Raw genomic sequence first — 16,758 nt, forward strand, 5'->3', positions numbered from 1 at the left:
GGTGAAAACCCAAACTTGCACTTTAATAATGTGTATCTGATTCTAAAATAACCACTGCATTTCAAGCGCATTGAACTTTAAGTTTGCTCTAAGTGCGCTTATTTATATATAAAAAACAACTAAAACACGCGCTTTATTCACATTTGGTGCATAAACACGCAAAACAACAGTTAATCATTCATGCTGCAAAAAATAAACTAATCATAAAGAGTTTTAGCTATTATTAATAAACCAATATATTACAACACCCTACAAGTACATATAAGATATAAAGTTTAAAAATAATTCAATGAATTATTTTATCGCATTATTTTTTTTAATCCGAAAAAGAAAATTTTCTAGTTTGAACAAAAAACAACTTTTGCGTATTATTCTCACATACCGAGCTGGCGCAGTAATAACAAAAGTTATTAAGCACTGTTCTTAGCAATATGATTCTGATTTTTCGTATTGCATTGCTTAAATGCCCCCATGATAAAACATGGCTAATTTAAGCTGTATACCCTGGATTACTTCCTTCAACTTGTTGTTTACCCGCATTCTTATGCGGGTTTTTTTTTGCTTAAAAAAACTTTATCAATATTGGCACATACGATATAGGCTGCTTGCTTAACAGTGAGTGAACTAACACTCGTTGATTACTCAATATAGCGTAATATACCCAACCACCCCAAAATGCAGAACCCAGGGTTTCACTCGGGCTTACTTTCAAAGCGCTACTTTGCAAGAACGGCCACCCCTTTTAAGAATGAACAACGATAAGAGAAGTAACGATGAAGTGCCCTAAGAGTTGGTGTGAGGCGAGTAAGATTAACAGTCAAAATTGGTATACAAGTGGGGTTGTTGCATTAATGACTACTTAAACTGAACTCTGGATAATAAATAACTTTTTATTTATATCAATACTTTAGTGTATCTCTTAACCAGAGTTCAGGTTACTTAAATTAATACAACCTGGGGAGGTTTAATCTTTCTTGGGCAATAAACCAAAGTGCGAATACGCAATTTCTGAGACAATACGCCCTCTTGGCGTTCGTTGAATAAACCCTTGTTGAATTAAGAATGGTTCAATCACATCTTCAATCGTTTCTTTTTCTTCGCCAATAGCCGCAGCCAAGTTATCTAAACCGACAGGGCCACCCATAAACTTTTCAATAATGGCGAGCAAGTATTTACGATCCATATAATCAAAGCCACTTTTATCTACATCAATCATATTTAAGGCAAGCTCTGCTACGCTAGCATTTACAGTGCCGTCTGATTTAACTTGTGTGTAGTCGCGGACCCGGCGTAATAGCCTGTTGGCAATACGAGGAGTGCCTCTTGAACGTTTAGCAATTTCTATTGCACCATCTTCACACATTTCTAAATCTAAATAATGTGCTGAACGGCCCACAATAGTTGATAAATCAGCAACTGAATAAAACTCTAAACGTTGCACAATACCAAAACGGTCGCGAAGTGGTGATGTTAGTGAGCCTGCACGAGTTGTTGCGCCAATTAAGGTGAAAGCAGGTAAATCTAGCTTAATAGAGCGCGCTGCGGGGCCTTCACCAATCATGAGATCAAGCTGGTAGTCTTCCATTGCTGGGTAAAGGATTTCTTCAACCTGCGGGCTTAGTCTGTGAATTTCATCAATGAACAACACATCACCTTCTTCAAGGTTCGTCAAAAGCGCCGCTAAATCCCCAGCTTTTTCAAGTACAGGGCCTGATGTGGTTTTAATATTTACCTTAAGCTCGTTGGCAACAATGTTAGCTAACGTTGTTTTACCAAGTCCTGGTGGCCCAAAGATCAATAAATGATCAAGTGCCTCAGCACGCGTGCGTGCAGCTTCAATAAATATTTCCATTTGCTGTTTTACATGGGGCTGCCCAGTATAATCAGCCAGCAACTTTGGCCTAATGGCGCGATCAACAACGTCTTCGTTACTTTGCTCGCTTGCGTCTATAAGACGATCCGCTTCAATCATGGTTTACTCACAACATTGATTTTAGAGATTCTTTTATTAGATTCTCTGTAGACATACCCGGCTTACTTACAGCTTTAACTGTTTTTTGAGCTTGAGCTAGTTTATAGCCCAAAGAGACTAATGCTGATACGGCATCATCTGATGCATTATTTGCAACCAACGTATCGTTTGCAACCGGTTCAATCACTGCATTATCGCTAAATGGTGTAAATAAGTCATTACCCCAATCTTTTAGTCTGTCTTTCATCTCGAGCACTAAACGCTCAGCTGTTTTCTTACCAACACCAGGCAATTTAACCAAGCTAGTTGCATCTTCATTATTAACGCAACTAACAAACTGTTGCGCCGACATACCTGATAAAATCGCAAGCCCAAGTTTGGGCCCAACGCCATTCGCTTTTAATAGTTCACGAAATAACGCACGTTCAACTTTATTGTTAAAACCAAATAATAACTGAGCGTCTTCTCTTACCACAAAATGTGTGTAAATTATTGCTGATTCACCCACATTAGGTAAATCATAAAAACATGTCATTGGCATGTTTACTTCATAACCAACACCACTTACCTCAATGAGAATCTCTGGTGGCTGCTTTTCAACTAACACGCCATTTAAACGACCTATCATATTATTTCCTTAATCTTCCTCTAACGGTTTTAGATGCACTGCCCGCTAGTTTTATTAAATTTTGTTCTGAGTGAGCGTGGCAAATAGCAATAGCCAATGCATCAGCAGCATCGGCCTGGGGGGTTCCAGGTAATTTTAAAATGTTTTTGACCATTTGTTGAACTTGTGTTTTATCTGCCCCGCCATGGCCTACTACCGCTTGCTTTATCTGCCGAGCTGAATACTCAAACACCGGCAGCTCCGCCATTGATGCCCCTACAATTGCAGCCCCACGTGCTTGACCAAGCTTAAGTGCAGAGTCAGGGTTATGTGCCATAAACACTTTTTCAATCGCAAAGGTGGTTGGAGTAAACTGCTCTATTAACTGGCTAACACCCTGATAAATCATTTTCAAACGAATAGGAAACTCATGCTCTGCTAACTTAATACAGCCACTGCCCAAATAGTTGAATTTTGCCCCATGGTGCTCGATTACACCATACCCTGTTAACCGAGAGCCAGGATCGATTCCTAAAATTATAGCCAACTATAAACCTGTTACTTAAAGGGTAATAACGCAATAATGCCAGAGCACTGTATAAATTACCAGTAAACATACTATTTTGACTTAACCGTTGTTTGTTTTTAAACCACAGATACAAAAACACCCGCGGCTGCGGGTGTTTTTATCTGTAATAAATCATATTAGGCAAGCGAGCGAAGTAACCCTTGGGTGTTCTTACGCATGGTTCTAGCAATCATCATATATCCCAATACCGACACAAATATTCCACCAGCCAGTGGGCCTAACACCCAAATGTGTGGATGCAGCTTACCTGCTAGTTCAAACATTTCCTTTTGTACTACAAGTAAAGCCAAGTCACTAATTAGCGCAGCAACAAAACCTGCGGATGCACCTAATAGTAAAAACTCATAAAGTGTTGCATTTTTTATCAGTCTGCCCTTGGCGCCTAATGTTCGCAAAATAACAATTTCTTGCATTCGTTCGCCCAAACTAGCTTGTACCTGCGAAATAAGCACTAATGCACCACACAGCACAACAATTGACAACACAAAGCCTATAGCCAGTGACACTTGTGAAATAGTAGATCGAATTTGTTTAACGAAACTATCTACGTCAATAGCATTTATTGTCGGATAAGTACGAAGTAACTCACTGAAATCACGCTTTTGTTCTTGTTCAATACGAACTGAAGAAATATACGTAGCAGGAAAATCAGCTAAAACATCAGGGCTTAGAATAATAAAGAAGTTAGGCTTTAAGGTTGCCCAGTTAACTTTACGTACACTGGTAATTTTGGCATCAAAAGACTGCGCACCAATCAAAAATGTGAGTGTATCGCCCATCTTTACATCGAGCCTAGCCAGCATTGACTCCTCTAAAGATGCCTCTGCAACAGCATCGTCACTAAACCATTGCCCATCAATAATCTCGTTATGGCTAGGTGCATCAGCAAGCCATGTTAGATTTAGCTCACGTCCAATACCCGAACGCGCCTCCTCGTCTTTTTTCTCGTTATCTTCAAGTGACACTTGCCGTGCTACCAACTCGCCATTTACCGCATTCACTCGGCCACGTATTGTTGGGTAGAACTCTGATACTTGAATATTCTTCTGCGCTAAATAGTTATTTACCTCTGGTAACTCTGACTGGGTTATATTCACCAAAAAAGCATTAGGTGCATCACTAGGTAGCTGAGACTCCCAATCTGAAATCATGTCATTTTTTAATACCACTAAAAACAAAAGCAACTTTATAGCAAGTGAAAAACTAATTAACTGCACCGCATTTGCGTTCGCCCGTTTCTGGATAGATGCAATAGCAAGAGACCAGCTACTTCCTGGACGAAGGCCAAGTTTACGGCCGCCACCGAATATGAGTCGCGAAAGGCCAAATAACAGCGCTATTAAAATTAAGGTAGAAATAAACAAGATAGCCGTTATTTTAAGGTTATTACTAAATAACCACATCAGTAAAAATACCGTTAGAGCTGACATGCCTAAATGAACTTTACTTACTAATAATTTATCACCAAGGTTTCGGCGTAAAACACGCAGGGGTGGTATATCAAAAAGATCAAGAAGTGGCTTTATCGAAAACATCACCGCACAAATAACACCGGTACTAATGGCAACTAACCAAGGTTTGGCACTCGCAGCAGGTAATGTATTGTTCATCGATTTTGCAAGGTAACTAGTCGCTATTTCTTGTAAGCCGTAACCAATCAATAAGCCCACCAACACAGATAAAACACACACCATTGAAAGGTGTAATAAATATATTTTTCGTATTGTTGTTCGACTACCGCCAAGGGTTTTCATCATCGCGACTGGATCGTATTGGCGCTCACAATAACGTTTTGCAGAAACCGCAATCGCCACGGCTGCTAAAATTATTCCTAGTAAACCTGCCAGCAATAAGAAACTTTCAGCACGATTTAAGCTATTAGCAATAGGCGACTGTCTGTCTTTGACGCCATACCATTGCTGGTTTTCCTTCATTTTAGGCTTTAACCAAGCGTAAAAATTGCTAATGTCGTCTTCATCGCCCGCGTAAAGTTGACGATAAAATACGCGGCTACCTGGCTGGATAACTTGTGTAGCAGAAATATCCGCCTCATTTAAAAGCACGCGACGACTACTTGAAAAAATATTAAACGGCGCATCCGGCTCCTCGACTAATACTTTTTCGATCACAAATTGCGCAGCGCCTAGTTCAACAATATCGCCTACTTCAACTTTTAAAGCATAAAAAACTGATTCACTAAACCATACGTGCCCCACACTGGGGCCTTGATTGGCTACTTCTACTGTGCCAGTTAGGCTGGATTTAACTTTTAACTCACCTTTTAACGGGTACTTAGGTGACACAGCTTTTACTGAGCTTAATTGCATTTCTTCGTTCGCAAAAAGCATGGTATCGAAGTATGTAAGTTTGGCTGTTTGTAAGTTATATTCTTGTGCTTTAGTCAAGTAATCTGAAGGAATAGCATGACTACTTGCAAGTACTCGGTCTGCAGCAATAAAAGCACTGCTTTTTTGTGCAATGCTCTGGCCTATGCGGTCGGTCACCATGGATAAAGTTAATACTGTGAGTACTGCTAACGCAATAGCGGCACAAATAACCGTTAATTCGCCCCGACGAAACTCACGACTAAACAATTTTAATGCTAATTTAGCCCACATTGGCAATAACCTCACTCGTGTCTTTTACCAACTGCCCTGCTTCTATTTGCAATATATGTTGGCACTTCTGTGCGAGTGTTTCGTCATGCGTCACTAACACAAGCGTAGTACCATGCGACTGATTAAGTTCAAACAATAAAGATTCAATCATCTTACCGTTTTTGCTATCAAGGTTAGCAGAGGGCTCATCTGCAAATAAAATCTTAGGCGTGCCAATAAAAGCGCGTGCAATAGCAACACGTTGCTGCTCACCGCCAGATAACTGTGATGGGTAATGCTCAACTCGATGGCTTAAACCTACTTTTTCAAGCAGCTCAAGTGCCTGTTGTTTTGCATTATGATCGCCAGCAAGCTCAGCAGGCAGCATGACATTCTCAAGTGCGGTTAAGCTTTGTACTAACATAAACGACTGAAACACAAAACCTACTTTCTCAGCCCTTAATGCAGCACGTGATTCTTCATCTAAGGTATGTAAAGGGGCACCGTCTAAATAGATTTCGCCTTTACTAGATTGATCAAGGCCAGCCAATAAACTTAGCAGCGTAGATTTACCTGAACCAGAAGTGCCGACAACTGCTACTGAGTCTCCAGACTTGACATTAAACGTGATGTCGCTGAGGATGGGCAAATCCCCTTCGAGGGTAGTTACCGTTTTAGAAAGACCTTTAACTTGAATTATATTTAATTGAGATAGCGCTGACATATGATGCATTCAATCCTACGTTTTTTATTTGTTTTACTGTTAGTAATCAAACCACTTACTGCAGCAGCTGACAACACAATTTTAATATTAGGTGACAGTTTAAGTGCCGCCTATGGCTTAAAACAAGAGCAAGGCTGGGTTAAATTGTTACAAGATAAATACGACGCTGAACAAACAAGCATCCAACTTATCAACGCCAGCATTAGTGGTGAAACTACAGGTGGTGCTCTGCGACGTTTAACAGGCCTACTTGATGAGTTCCAACCAAGTCATGTGCTTATTGAGCTAGGTGGCAATGACGGGTTGCGTGGTTTTCCTACAAAAAAACTTCAAAACAACCTTACCTCACTAGTTGATAAAAGCAAACAAAGTGGCGCGCAAGTAGCAATTATGGAAATTCATATTCCACCCAACTATGGGCCACGTTACACACAAATGTTTACCGAAAGCTTTAAACTAATTGCCGAACAAACCAACAGCCATTTAATGGAGTTTTTTGTCCTTAACGTTGCCACTGATAGCAGACTAATGTTAAGCGACAATATTCACCCAAATAAAGAAGCTCAACCCATTCTACGAGACGTAATGTATAAATCGATCAAAAATTGGTTAGCAGATTAAGTTTGCTGGGCACTATTTTGCCCAGCTCGTATAATAAATGTGCAAACAAACAAAAGCGTATTGATTTTTCGAAAAAAATACGTATATTGCTCGCATAGTCGGTATGTGGCGCAGCTTGGTAGCGCACTGTCATGGGGTGGCAGGGGTCGAGAGTTCGAATCTCTCCATACCGACCATTTAAATTCTATTTGTTTCAACTTGTTATAAATTAAACTCTCTTCTTTATCGCACTATTAACTTAGCATTTTTAAATATATGTCGCACATTTATCGCACGATACTTCCCTTAAATTATTTTATACTTTTAAGGTATAAAAGGGGGGGATATATAGGAAGACAGCTAATGGCACTCTACTGAACAAGTTTTTATTCTTCTTTTGAATTGTATTTTAAAGCTCAAAGTACAATAGAAAACAATTATGCAAACCAACGAAAAACAAAACCGCTTCACACTTACTCTTTGACGAAATTATTTGTGCAATTGTATTTGGCTCAATTCCCTGCCTTTTAGTCTTACTCTTTTCAGGCGTAGAAGGCCCGGTTAGCTTTTTCTAAGGGATTACGCCACCAGACCATCTGATATACTATTTTAATTTACTAACTCTTTTGCATAGTGTTGTTTGGGCTATTTCTAAATACAGTTTGTCTTTACCCGATTCTAGTAGAACATTTAAATACAGATTACATACACCTTCATACCAAATTGGTTTTAACCTAGTAGGTCTGTATCGAGCTGTAGCAGGTTCACTCCCTTTCATTGCAATACCTCTATTAATTTATGATTCGACTAGAGGTAGCATCCTTAAAGCTATATTTATGCTTTTACTTTCAATTGCTAGTTTACTAGCCGCCTACTGGCTAACATATTGGCAGCAAAAGACCGTACCAAGAATTAAAGAGTTTTGATTTATACTTCAGCCAACGAAAAGTTTGAAACTTAAGGCAACAACTAACTTGAAAAACGCCGGACACCTGTGAATTGGAAATTAAAAGAAAATAGGCAGCTTTGAGCGATCAACGGACATTCGACCTACCTCAGTCGAACGACTGCTTAGCCCAAAAATGCGAACATAGCTATTTATTGTGTATTGGTTACTTTATCTAATATCAATTAGCGAACCATGTACAATTATGAAACCTTAGGCAAACGTAAACTACAAGACTTGTAGATATAAGTATCACTCTTCAAGCAACTGCAATACCCCACATTCTTTAACTTTTCTATCATCTGTGCATGCCGAGGCCATCTCAGATAGGGTAGCCTTTAGCTCCTCAAGCTCTGCAATGCGATGCGTGACGTCAACCATATGTTGATGGATCAAATTGTTCACACTAGAACAACTTTTATCGGGATTATTTTTTGTATCCAACAGCTGTTAAATTTCTATTATGGTCAAATCTAATGAGCGACATTGTTTAATGAATCGCAGTGCTCTCAACGATGATGCGTCGTAAATTCTGTAGTTGCCTTCACTGCGATTGCAAGCCTCAAACAAATCCTGTTTTTCATAAAAACGGATCGTCTGAATAGAACACCCACTTTTTTTTGATAGCTCACCTATTTTCATAAACGTGCCTTTGTGTTGTTGACTCTATACTAGGTATAGACTTTACACTGTACCTATAGTTTTGGGAATAAGAGTTGAACAATGAGTGGTTGCGGCTGTGAAGTGGAAATCAAAGATGCCTCACAAAAACGGGTTCTGTATTGGCTGCTCGGCATCAATGCGACGATGTTTTTCGTTGAGATGACCGTGGGTATTTTGGCTGACTCTACTGCTTTAATAGCAGACTCTATGGACATGCTAGCGGATGCAGTTGTATACGGCATAGGTATTTATGCTGTGGGCAAATCTATACTTCACAAAGCCAAAGCTGCGAAAATCAGTGGTTACTTTCAGCTATTGCTGGGCGTAATTATTCTTATTGATATTACCAGAAGGTTATTCTTGGGCAGTGAGCCTATCTCATCACTAATGATAGGAATGGGGTTCATTGCACTAATTGCAAACGTCGTTTGCTTGGTGATCATTCGTAATCATAAAAACGACGAAGTACATATGCGAGCCAGCTGGATTTTTTCGGCCAACGATGTCATCGCCAACATGGGTGTCATTATCGCCGGAGTTTTAGTGGTATGGCTTGATAGCAGAGTACCGGATTTGGTTATCGGCTGTATTGTGTCGATTGTCGTGCTGCGCGGAGCGTGGATGATCCTCAAAGGTGCCAAGCAGGAAGTACTTAATAGCGAAGTACAGAAAGGTAAAGCGGGTGATCCACTATGACATACAACAAAGCGGTTAAGCCACATATCGATTCCAAATTAACAGATTACTCAGATGCAATGTCTAACAATAATGAGAGGCAGGCATTTGCAGCGCTGGAGGATGCGCATGTAATTGGTCAGCACTCTACTTATTATCATTGTTTAATTCATTGTAAAATGCTGCGACACGGTCTTCTAAACAAAGATTGGAGAGCCGTTTTTGGACAAGTAATAAGAATAGTTGGTGCTGCAACCAAAACAGCTATCGGCCTTGTACCTAAAGGGAATACAGGTGGCACTGACATCAGCCCCTTTAAGCGACTGCCAATCAGTGCTGAAAATCAAGCGATATTGGACAAAATCAACCATGCATAATCATAACCACAGTCACAGTGATAACAGCGCATCAAAACGTATTGGCTGGGCATTTTTCTTGAATGTCGTGTTCACTATCATTGAATTTATCGGCGGGTGGCTGACAAACAGCACGGCTATTATGGCCGACGCAGTGCATGATTTGGGCGATAGTTTATCCATTGGCACCGCTTGGGGCTTAAATAAACTCAGTGATAAACAAGCAACCAATACATTTTCCTATGGCTATAAACGCTTTTCACTTCTTGGTGCATTGATTAACGGGTTAGTGTTAACGACTGGCTCAATATGGATCTTATTCGAAGCTATCCCAAGGCTTTCTGCACCCGAAATGCCGCAAGTCGAAGGCATGATACTCCTGTCAATTTTTGGCATCGCCGTTAATGGATTTGCTGCGTATAAACTTAGCGAAGGGAATTCCTTAAACGAACGTATCTTAAACTGGCATTTACTTGAAGATGTATTGGGTTGGGTGGCAGTGCTGATCGTATCGATTGTGCTGATGTTTAAGCCATGGCCAATTTTAGATCCTATCTTATCCATTGGCTTCACGTTATTCATTTTATTCAATGTAGTTAGAAATCTAAAAGAAACCTTATTGTTATTCCTGCAAGCCACGCCCGATGCTAAGCAGATGGAGGAAGTGCGTAAAGTACTCATGTCATTTGATGATGTGGCGGATATACATCATTTTCATATCTGGTCTTTGGACGGTGAACATAGCGTCATGACGGCACATGTGGAGTTGAAACAAGATGTTTCGGTTTCTCAATTGAGAACACTTAAAGACGAACTTCGCCAAGGTCTTGATGAGTTTGATTTTGTGCACACTACCATTGAAATTGAATTTGCCAATGAAGATTGTCGTGATGAGTAATGTAATGATTGAAATACTTTGTTTCGGTTGGTCGATTGGTCTTAGTTCGATTACCTGTTAATATGAAAAAGATGAGAGTAGATAGATATGTTTAGTGTAAGGGTGACAAGTTACCTGCTGATTTCGCTGATTTTGTTTCAGTCGTTTTCTGCTGTCGCCAAGTCCTTGGATTTTCATGCTATCGACTCGCAACATCTAAGCGAAATACATGAACATCAGGCGGGAGATAACACCGCTTCTGTGAAGACGCATGCTCAACTGCAATCTAACGAACAACTTGATACTGATAACGCCCCCGTAGATATTTCTCACAATCCTGCTGATTGCCACCATTGTGGTCACTGTCATGGAACCCATGCCCAATGGCTTGGAAATAACACCGCAATTGAACTGGCTTCGGTTGCCACCCATCACGGTTTCTATTACTTATCAAAAGTAATAGATGCACCTGTCACGCAATTACTACGCCCACCTAAAGCATAACCCTGAACTAATCAAACACCGTTCGCCAACTGCTTGGCGATATATATTTTTGATAATTTAGGAATAAAACAATGATGCATATTTCATTGAGTCGCCCTATGCGTTTGCACGCTTGGGTGGTTTCCACGATGCTTGTTCTTTTGACAACACACACCGTGGTAGTAGCACAAACAAACAGTATCACCAATCGCGAAATGACCTTGCAAAGCGCCATACAGCGAACATTAGCGAATTCGCCCGAATTGCATGAGTTCACATACAAGCAACAAGCAATTGAGGGAGAAATTAAAACTGCTTCTCTCAAACCAGCCCTCAACGTAGGCATTGAAGTGGAAAACTTCTTAGGAACAGGCGAGGTATCGGGCATTAAGGACACCGAGCTGACTCTCACATTGTCGTCGGTCATTGAATTGGGCAATAAACTCAATTCACGTAAGGCGTTTGCTAAGGCGCAATCCACCTTAGTCGAAGCGCAAAAACAAGTGCACACCTTGGATGTACTGGCTGAAGTGACACGTCGTTACATCGATGTATTGGCGCAACAAGCGTTAATTGACGCGCAAAAAGATGCAGAAACACTTGCTCGATATACCTATCAAGCAGTCACAAAACGGGTGGATGCAGGTGCTTCCCCTGCATTTGAACAGAAACGCGCTGAAGCGGCTTTAGCAAGAGCTAGACTGGATGTGGTGACGGCACAGCAAACTAAGCAAGCCATGATAAATAGTCTGGCTATTCTGTGGGGGGAAAAAGATCCCTCTTTTACTGATGTGGAGGGTGACTTATTTGCGCTGCAATCGTCTCCTTCGTTAACCGCGCTTTTCACCACTCTATTGGACAGTCCCAATCTTGAGGTCTATACGCAAGGTTCGAGATTGCAGGCTTCCCAAGTCCGCCTTACTCAAGCAGCTAATCAATCGGATTTAAGCTGGACGGCCGGTATCAGGCGCATGAATGGCATAGATGAAACAGCCTTTGTAGCAGGCGTGAGTATGCCTCTGTTTGCCGGTGACCGAAATCTTGGCGAGTACGAAAAACAGCGAGCAATTCAGGCACAGCTGGAACAACAAAAAGAGTCAGCGACGCAAAGCCTATACCATCAGCTAAATATGGCCTTGATGGTCAGAAACAATGCGCTGCTCAATGTACAGACACTGCAAAACTCTATTATCCCACCCTTAGTTCAAGCGCTGGAATTAGTAGAACAAGCCTATATCAACGGTCGATTCAGCTACCTTGAATGGGTGAGTACACGTCAAGAACTACTCAATGCCAAACAAGCCTTAATTCAATCAGCGAAGCAAGCTCATCAGCGTGGTGCCGATATCGAATCACTGACTGCACAGCCTCTTGTGGATACGATCAACACCTCTTTTTCGAGAAAAACAAAATGAACAAAAATATATTAATTAAGAAGCAAAACACGCTGTTAGTTTTCATTGTTTGCAGTGCGTTGGGATTTTTTTCAAGCACCACAATACAAGCATCAGAAGGCGAGCATGGTAAAGAGGAAGCCCATAAGGATGAACGCGTATTCATGGCAGATAGCATGGCGCAAAAAATGGGCGTAATGACGCAAAGTGTGCAAACGGGTAGTCTCAATATTACCACCACTGTTTACGGAAATATAGTGACCGACCCTGCTTCACTGAGTCATGTGCGTGCACGATTCGACGGTATGGTGACTAAGGTCAATGCAAACTTAGGTAACAAGGTAAAAAAAGGCGAGACACTGGCGGTAGTTGAATCCAACGAAAGCCTGAAAAGTTATCCCGTTGCCGCGCCGTTTTCAGGCACCGTGATTGCCAGACATGCCAATGAAGGCGAGTTATCTAATGGCCAAGTGTTATTTTCAATCGCAAACTATGATGACGTGTGGGCACAGCTTAAAGTCTTCCCACAACAGCTCTCTGATATTGCAGAGCAGCAAAGTGTTCAACTTAGTGTGGCAGGCTCATCGTTAGAAACCACTATCCAGCATATCTTACCCTCGCCAGATGAAAAACCGTATGTATTGGCGTATGCCAAAATAGCTAATACCTCAGGTCAGTGGCCGGTTGGCGCGGCTATCAAAGGGCTTGTCACAATCAACAAACTTGATGTCGCCATGATGGTTCCTAAAGCTTCGATTCAAGAGTTTGAAGGGGCTTCTGTCGTGTTTGTCAAAGAAGGTGATGAATACCGTCCCGTGCCCGTTACCTTAGGTCAACAAGATAACTACAATATTGAAGTGTTATCAGGTCTGCACATTGCAGATGTGATTGTCAGCCAGAACAGCTACCTGTTTAAAGCCGATTTAGAAAAGTCGGAGGCCGGTCATGACCACTAATAACTCAATGCTATTTACTTGGTCATGCGTCTCAGTTATTGGGGGACGAACATATGATTGAATCCATATTACGTTTATCCATAGAGCGACGAGGGATAATGCTGATGTTGATCTTCCTTGTGCTGGGCATGGGGATATTCAGTTATCAAAAATTACCTATCGATGCGGTACCCGATATCACTAACGTGCAAGTGCAAATCAATACACAAGCACCGGGCTATTCGCCTTTGGAAACCGAGCAGCGGATCACATTCGTAGTAGAAACAGCACTGGCGGGATTACCTGACCTGTCCTACACCCGCTCTTTATCACGCTACGGCCTGTCTCAGGTAACAGCGGTATTTGATGAAGGCACTGATCTGTATTTTGCGCGTAATCTCATCAATACGCGATTAGGCGCAATCAAAAGTCAGCTACCAGAAGGGTTAGAGCCTGAAATGGGACCTATCGCTACTGGGTTGGGCGAAATCTACATGTATACCTTGCGAGCCAAGCAAAATGCGATGCAAAAAAATGGTGAGCCTTACAATGCAATGGCGCTTCGCGAGATACACGACTGGATTGTAAAACCGCAGCTCGCACTGGTTAAGGGGATCACTGAAGTCAACGCCATTGGAGGCTATGTTAAGCAATACCATGTGAATCCTGAACCACAGCTTATGCTGAATTTTGACATTAGTCTAAGCGATATCCATCGTGCTCTGGAGCGAAACAACACCAATCAGGGGGCGGGGTTTGTTGAGCGAAATGGGCAACAAATACTGGTGCGCTCACAAGGTCAACTTCAAACACTTAGCGATATCGAAAATGTGGTAATAAAACGCATTAATACTGTCCCCGTTGCGGTGAAAGACATTGGCAGTGTGGCTATTGGTAAGGAGCTGAGAACTGGTGCGGCAACGCAGGAGGGTGAAGAGACCGTTTTAGGTACGGCAATGATGCTAGTCGGCGAAAACTCACGAGCCGTTGCTCAATCCGTTGCCAAAAAGGTGAAGGACATTCAATCCAGCTTACCTGATGGTATTGTCATTGAGCCAGTCTATGACCGTACCCTATTGGTCGATAAAGCTATCGAAACGGTTCAGAAGAATTTAGTAGAAGGTGCGTTATTAGTCATAGTGATCTTGTTCATATTGCTTGGCAATATTCGCGCCGCGCTCATCACTGCGGCAGTTATACCGCTGGCGATGTTGGCGACCATTACAGGGATGGTTAATACAGGTGTGTCTGCCAACCTAATGAGCCTTGGCGCATTGGACTTTGGATTAATTGTCGATGGTGCGGTGATCATCGTAGAGAACTGTATCAGGCGGTTATCCGAGTCTCAGAAACGCACAGGCACAGTCTTGCCACTTAAAGAGCGGCTAGAACTGGTTTTTCAAGCGACCAACGAAGTCATTCGTCCTAGCTTATTCGGTGTATTGATTATTACTGTCGTGTATATCCCGCTGTTCTCATTGACAGGCGTTGAGGGCAAGATGTTCCAACCAATGGCGGCAACGGTCATCATGGCGCTGATAGCAGCGATGCTGTTCTCCATTACCATTGTACCTGCGGCAGTCGCGATGTTTATGGCAGGTAAAGTCAGTGAGAAAGAAAGCTTCATTATTGTTGCAGCTAAATCCGCCTATCGTCCTATCATTAATCTTGCACTGAAATTACGCTGGATAGTGCTTTTCGGCTCAGTCGTGCTGGTAGTGGGCAGCTTATGGTTGGCAACGCGATTAGGCTCTGAGTTTGTTCCCCAGCTTGACGAAGGAGACATCGCACTGCACGCCATGCGAATACCGGGCACAGGTATTGAACAAGCCGTCGCAATGCAAAAAACACTTGAATCTACCTTGATGGAATACGAACAGGTACTCACAGTGTTTGCGAAAACCGGTACCGCAGAAGTAGCTACCGATGCGATGCCGCCCAACGTAACCGATACCTTTGTGATGCTAAAACCACGAGCGCAGTGGCCTGATCCTAACCTATCAAAAGCTGATTTCGTGGAAACCCTTGAGCGAGATTTACAAGCGGTGACAGGCAATAACTATGAGTTTACCCAACCTATCCAAATGCGTTTTAACGAGTTGATAAGTGGGGTAAGGGCTGACCTTGGTATAAAAGTCTTCGGAGATGATTTAACCACGCTGGTTGCTTCTGCAAACGACATCTTAACGGTTTTACAATCAATTGACGGCGTGGCGGATGCACGACTTGAACAGGTCGATGATATCCCTATCTTCACTATCAACCCTAAGCTAGTCGAGTTGGCACGTTATGGATTGGACGTGGCCGATTTGCAGGAGTGGTTGGCGTCAGCTATCGGTGGTAATACTGCTGGCTTAATTTTTGAGGGAGATAGACGCTTTGAGTTGCTTGTGCGATTTGGTGAAGGTATCCGCACAGATTTAGATGCCATTGGCAGCACTCCTATCATTACATCGGATGGGGAATTTGTGCCGTTATCAGAAGTCGCTACGCTGGGGTACTCGTCTGTTCCCAATCAAATCAGTCGAGAAAACGGTAAGCGCAGAGTCGTGGTTACCGCCAATGTCAGAGAGCGCGACTTGGGGAGTTTTGTTGACGAAGCCAAAATCAAAATAACCGAACAGGTAGCTCTACCAGCAGGCTACTGGCTGGATTATGGCGGCACGTTTGAACAGCTTGAAAGTGCCAGTCAGCGACTGTCTATCGTGGTGCCGGCCACGCTTTTCCTGATACTTGTGTTACTAGTGGTGGTGTTTGGCTCATTTCGTGATGCCTTGATCATCTTCACTGGTGTGCCTTTAGCCTTAACAGGAGGTGTTTTCGCACTCTGGATGCGTGACATGCCACTGTCTATATCTGCCGGAGTCGGGTTTATTGCGCTCTCTGGTATTGCGGTACTAAACGGCTTAGTGATGTTGTCATTTATTAAACAGCGAGTACTAGAAACAGGTGACTTGATTAACTCAATCGTTGATGGAGCTATCACAAGATTGCGTCCGGTTCTGATGACGGCACTGGTAGCAAGTTTAGGTTTCATCCCCATGGCACTGAATGTCGGGACTGGCGCTGAAGTGCAAAGACCGCTTGCAACGGTAGTGATTGGCGGGATCATCTCGTCCACCATCCTAACATTGGTCGTTTTGCCTATTTTATATCGGATGATGCACTCGAAATTAACTAAGGAGTGAATGTTGGGCACCGTATTGCAGAAAATACGGTGCTCTTCGTCTGGAAATTTAAAACAACTGAAAATGATTACTGAACTGTATATTCACCAATAAGAAGCTGATTGTCCGGAATACTACAATTACCACCAATTCAATCAAGGTCGAATGATGAT

General features: G+C 42.3%; 13 protein-coding genes, 1 tRNA gene and 1 pseudogene. 9 read left to right on the top strand and 6 right to left on the bottom strand.

What is annotated here, in order from left to right; translation table 11 throughout:
* Positions 1–964: 964 nt before the first annotated feature.
* The 5 genes from ruvB to CSC79_RS11670 all read right to left on the bottom strand — a co-directional run bounded on the left by ruvB (position 965) and on the right by CSC79_RS11670 (position 6,489).
* Positions 965–1,972: a Holliday junction branch migration DNA helicase RuvB gene (gene ruvB, locus CSC79_RS11650; protein ID WP_099295975.1), complete on the bottom strand. Its 1,008-nt coding sequence runs from the start codon at positions 1,970–1,972 to the stop codon at positions 965–967.
* Between the two features lie 7 nt (positions 1,973–1,979).
* Entirely contained in the window at positions 1,980–2,600 is a 621-nt protein-coding gene (ruvA, locus tag CSC79_RS11655; RefSeq protein ID WP_099295976.1) for a Holliday junction branch migration protein RuvA, read from the bottom strand.
* A gap of 1 nt (position 2,601) precedes the next feature.
* Entirely contained in the window at positions 2,602–3,126 is a 525-nt protein-coding gene (ruvC, locus tag CSC79_RS11660) for a crossover junction endodeoxyribonuclease RuvC (RefSeq protein WP_099295977.1), read from the bottom strand.
* Between the two features lie 158 nt (positions 3,127–3,284).
* A complete protein-coding gene (locus tag CSC79_RS11665) occupies positions 3,285–5,786 on the bottom strand; it encodes an FtsX-like permease family protein (protein ID WP_099295978.1) in 2,502 nt (833 codons plus the stop codon).
* On the bottom strand, positions 5,776–6,489 hold the full coding sequence (locus tag CSC79_RS11670) for an ABC transporter ATP-binding protein (protein ID WP_099295979.1): 714 nt from the start codon (positions 6,487–6,489) through the stop codon (positions 5,776–5,778). Before CSC79_RS11670 ends, CSC79_RS11665 begins: the two co-directional genes overlap by 11 nt.
* Between CSC79_RS11670 and CSC79_RS11675 the strand changes: the two genes are divergently transcribed.
* Together CSC79_RS11675 and CSC79_RS11680 are read left to right on the top strand one after the other, a co-directional pair.
* The gene (locus CSC79_RS11675) at positions 6,490–7,110 is read left to right on the top strand and encodes an arylesterase (protein WP_099295980.1); all 621 of its coding nucleotides are present in this window, start codon (positions 6,490–6,492) and stop codon (positions 7,108–7,110) included.
* Positions 7,111–7,209: 99 nt separating this feature from the next.
* Positions 7,210–7,286 (top strand) — tRNA-Pro (locus CSC79_RS11680).
* A 1,001-nt stretch (positions 7,287–8,287) separates the two neighbouring features.
* On the opposite strand, the pseudogene cadR reads toward CSC79_RS11680, so the two are convergent.
* Positions 8,288–8,677, bottom strand: a pseudogene (gene cadR / locus CSC79_RS11685) (Cd(II)/Pb(II)-responsive transcriptional regulator).
* Positions 8,678–8,758: 81 nt separating this feature from the next.
* On the opposite strand from cadR, the gene CSC79_RS11690 reads away from it, so the two are divergent.
* From CSC79_RS11690 to CSC79_RS11720, 7 genes are all read left to right on the top strand, one after another.
* The gene (locus CSC79_RS11690; RefSeq protein ID WP_058549646.1) at positions 8,759–9,394 is read left to right on the top strand and encodes a cation transporter; all 636 of its coding nucleotides are present in this window, start codon (positions 8,759–8,761) and stop codon (positions 9,392–9,394) included.
* Positions 9,391–9,750 carry a DUF3703 domain-containing protein gene (locus CSC79_RS11695; protein ID WP_058549645.1) on the top strand — a complete coding sequence of 120 codons (360 nt, stop codon included), beginning with the start codon at positions 9,391–9,393 and terminating at the stop codon, positions 9,748–9,750. Before CSC79_RS11690 ends, CSC79_RS11695 begins: the two co-directional genes overlap by 4 nt.
* The gene (locus CSC79_RS11700; protein WP_058549644.1) at positions 9,743–10,627 is read left to right on the top strand and encodes a cation diffusion facilitator family transporter; all 885 of its coding nucleotides are present in this window, start codon (positions 9,743–9,745) and stop codon (positions 10,625–10,627) included. Before CSC79_RS11695 ends, CSC79_RS11700 begins: the two co-directional genes overlap by 8 nt.
* 87 nt (positions 10,628–10,714) lie before the next feature.
* On the top strand, positions 10,715–11,110 hold the full coding sequence (locus tag CSC79_RS11705) for a hypothetical protein (RefSeq protein WP_058549643.1): 396 nt from the start codon (positions 10,715–10,717) through the stop codon (positions 11,108–11,110).
* A 71-nt stretch (positions 11,111–11,181) separates the two neighbouring features.
* Positions 11,182–12,504 carry a TolC family protein gene (locus tag CSC79_RS11710; RefSeq protein WP_180270423.1) on the top strand — a complete coding sequence of 441 codons (1,323 nt, stop codon included), beginning with the start codon at positions 11,182–11,184 and terminating at the stop codon, positions 12,502–12,504.
* Positions 12,501–13,439: an efflux RND transporter periplasmic adaptor subunit gene (locus tag CSC79_RS11715; protein WP_058549642.1), complete on the top strand. Its 939-nt coding sequence runs from the start codon at positions 12,501–12,503 to the stop codon at positions 13,437–13,439. The genes CSC79_RS11710 and CSC79_RS11715 overlap by 4 nt, the downstream gene beginning before the upstream one ends.
* Before the next feature lie 53 nt (positions 13,440–13,492).
* Positions 13,493–16,606: a CusA/CzcA family heavy metal efflux RND transporter gene (locus tag CSC79_RS11720; RefSeq protein WP_058549641.1), complete on the top strand. Its 3,114-nt coding sequence runs from the start codon at positions 13,493–13,495 to the stop codon at positions 16,604–16,606.
* The last annotated feature ends 152 nt before the right edge of the window (positions 16,607–16,758 follow it).

This window comes from Pseudoalteromonas sp. 3D05, assembly GCF_002723455.1.
Taxonomy (GTDB): domain Bacteria; phylum Pseudomonadota; class Gammaproteobacteria; order Enterobacterales; family Alteromonadaceae; genus Pseudoalteromonas.

Bases quoted from the DNA above. Each gene is read 5' to 3' on its own strand.
- CSC79_RS11720 (WP_058549641.1), top strand. From the start codon at position 13,493: ATGATTGAATCCATATTACGTTTATCCATAGAGCGACGAGGGATAATG.
- ruvA (WP_099295976.1), bottom strand. From the start codon at position 2,600: ATGATAGGTCGTTTAAATGGCGTGTTAGTTGAAAAGCAGCCACCAGAG.
- CSC79_RS11695 (WP_058549645.1), top strand. From the start codon at position 9,391: ATGACATACAACAAAGCGGTTAAGCCACATATCGATTCCAAATTAACA.
- CSC79_RS11710 (WP_180270423.1), top strand. From the start codon at position 11,182: ATGATGCATATTTCATTGAGTCGCCCTATGCGTTTGCACGCTTGGGTG.
- CSC79_RS11700 (WP_058549644.1), top strand. From the start codon at position 9,743: ATGCATAATCATAACCACAGTCACAGTGATAACAGCGCATCAAAACGT.
- CSC79_RS11665 (WP_099295978.1), bottom strand. From the start codon at position 5,786: ATGTGGGCTAAATTAGCATTAAAATTGTTTAGTCGTGAGTTTCGTCGG.
- CSC79_RS11715 (WP_058549642.1), top strand. From the start codon at position 12,501: ATGAACAAAAATATATTAATTAAGAAGCAAAACACGCTGTTAGTTTTC.
- CSC79_RS11670 (WP_099295979.1), bottom strand. From the start codon at position 6,489: ATGTCAGCGCTATCTCAATTAAATATAATTCAAGTTAAAGGTCTTTCT.
- CSC79_RS11690 (WP_058549646.1), top strand. From the start codon at position 8,759: ATGAGTGGTTGCGGCTGTGAAGTGGAAATCAAAGATGCCTCACAAAAA.
- CSC79_RS11705 (WP_058549643.1), top strand. From the start codon at position 10,715: ATGTTTAGTGTAAGGGTGACAAGTTACCTGCTGATTTCGCTGATTTTG.
- ruvB (WP_099295975.1), bottom strand. From the start codon at position 1,972: ATGATTGAAGCGGATCGTCTTATAGACGCAAGCGAGCAAAGTAACGAA.
- CSC79_RS11675 (WP_099295980.1), top strand. From the start codon at position 6,490: ATGATGCATTCAATCCTACGTTTTTTATTTGTTTTACTGTTAGTAATC.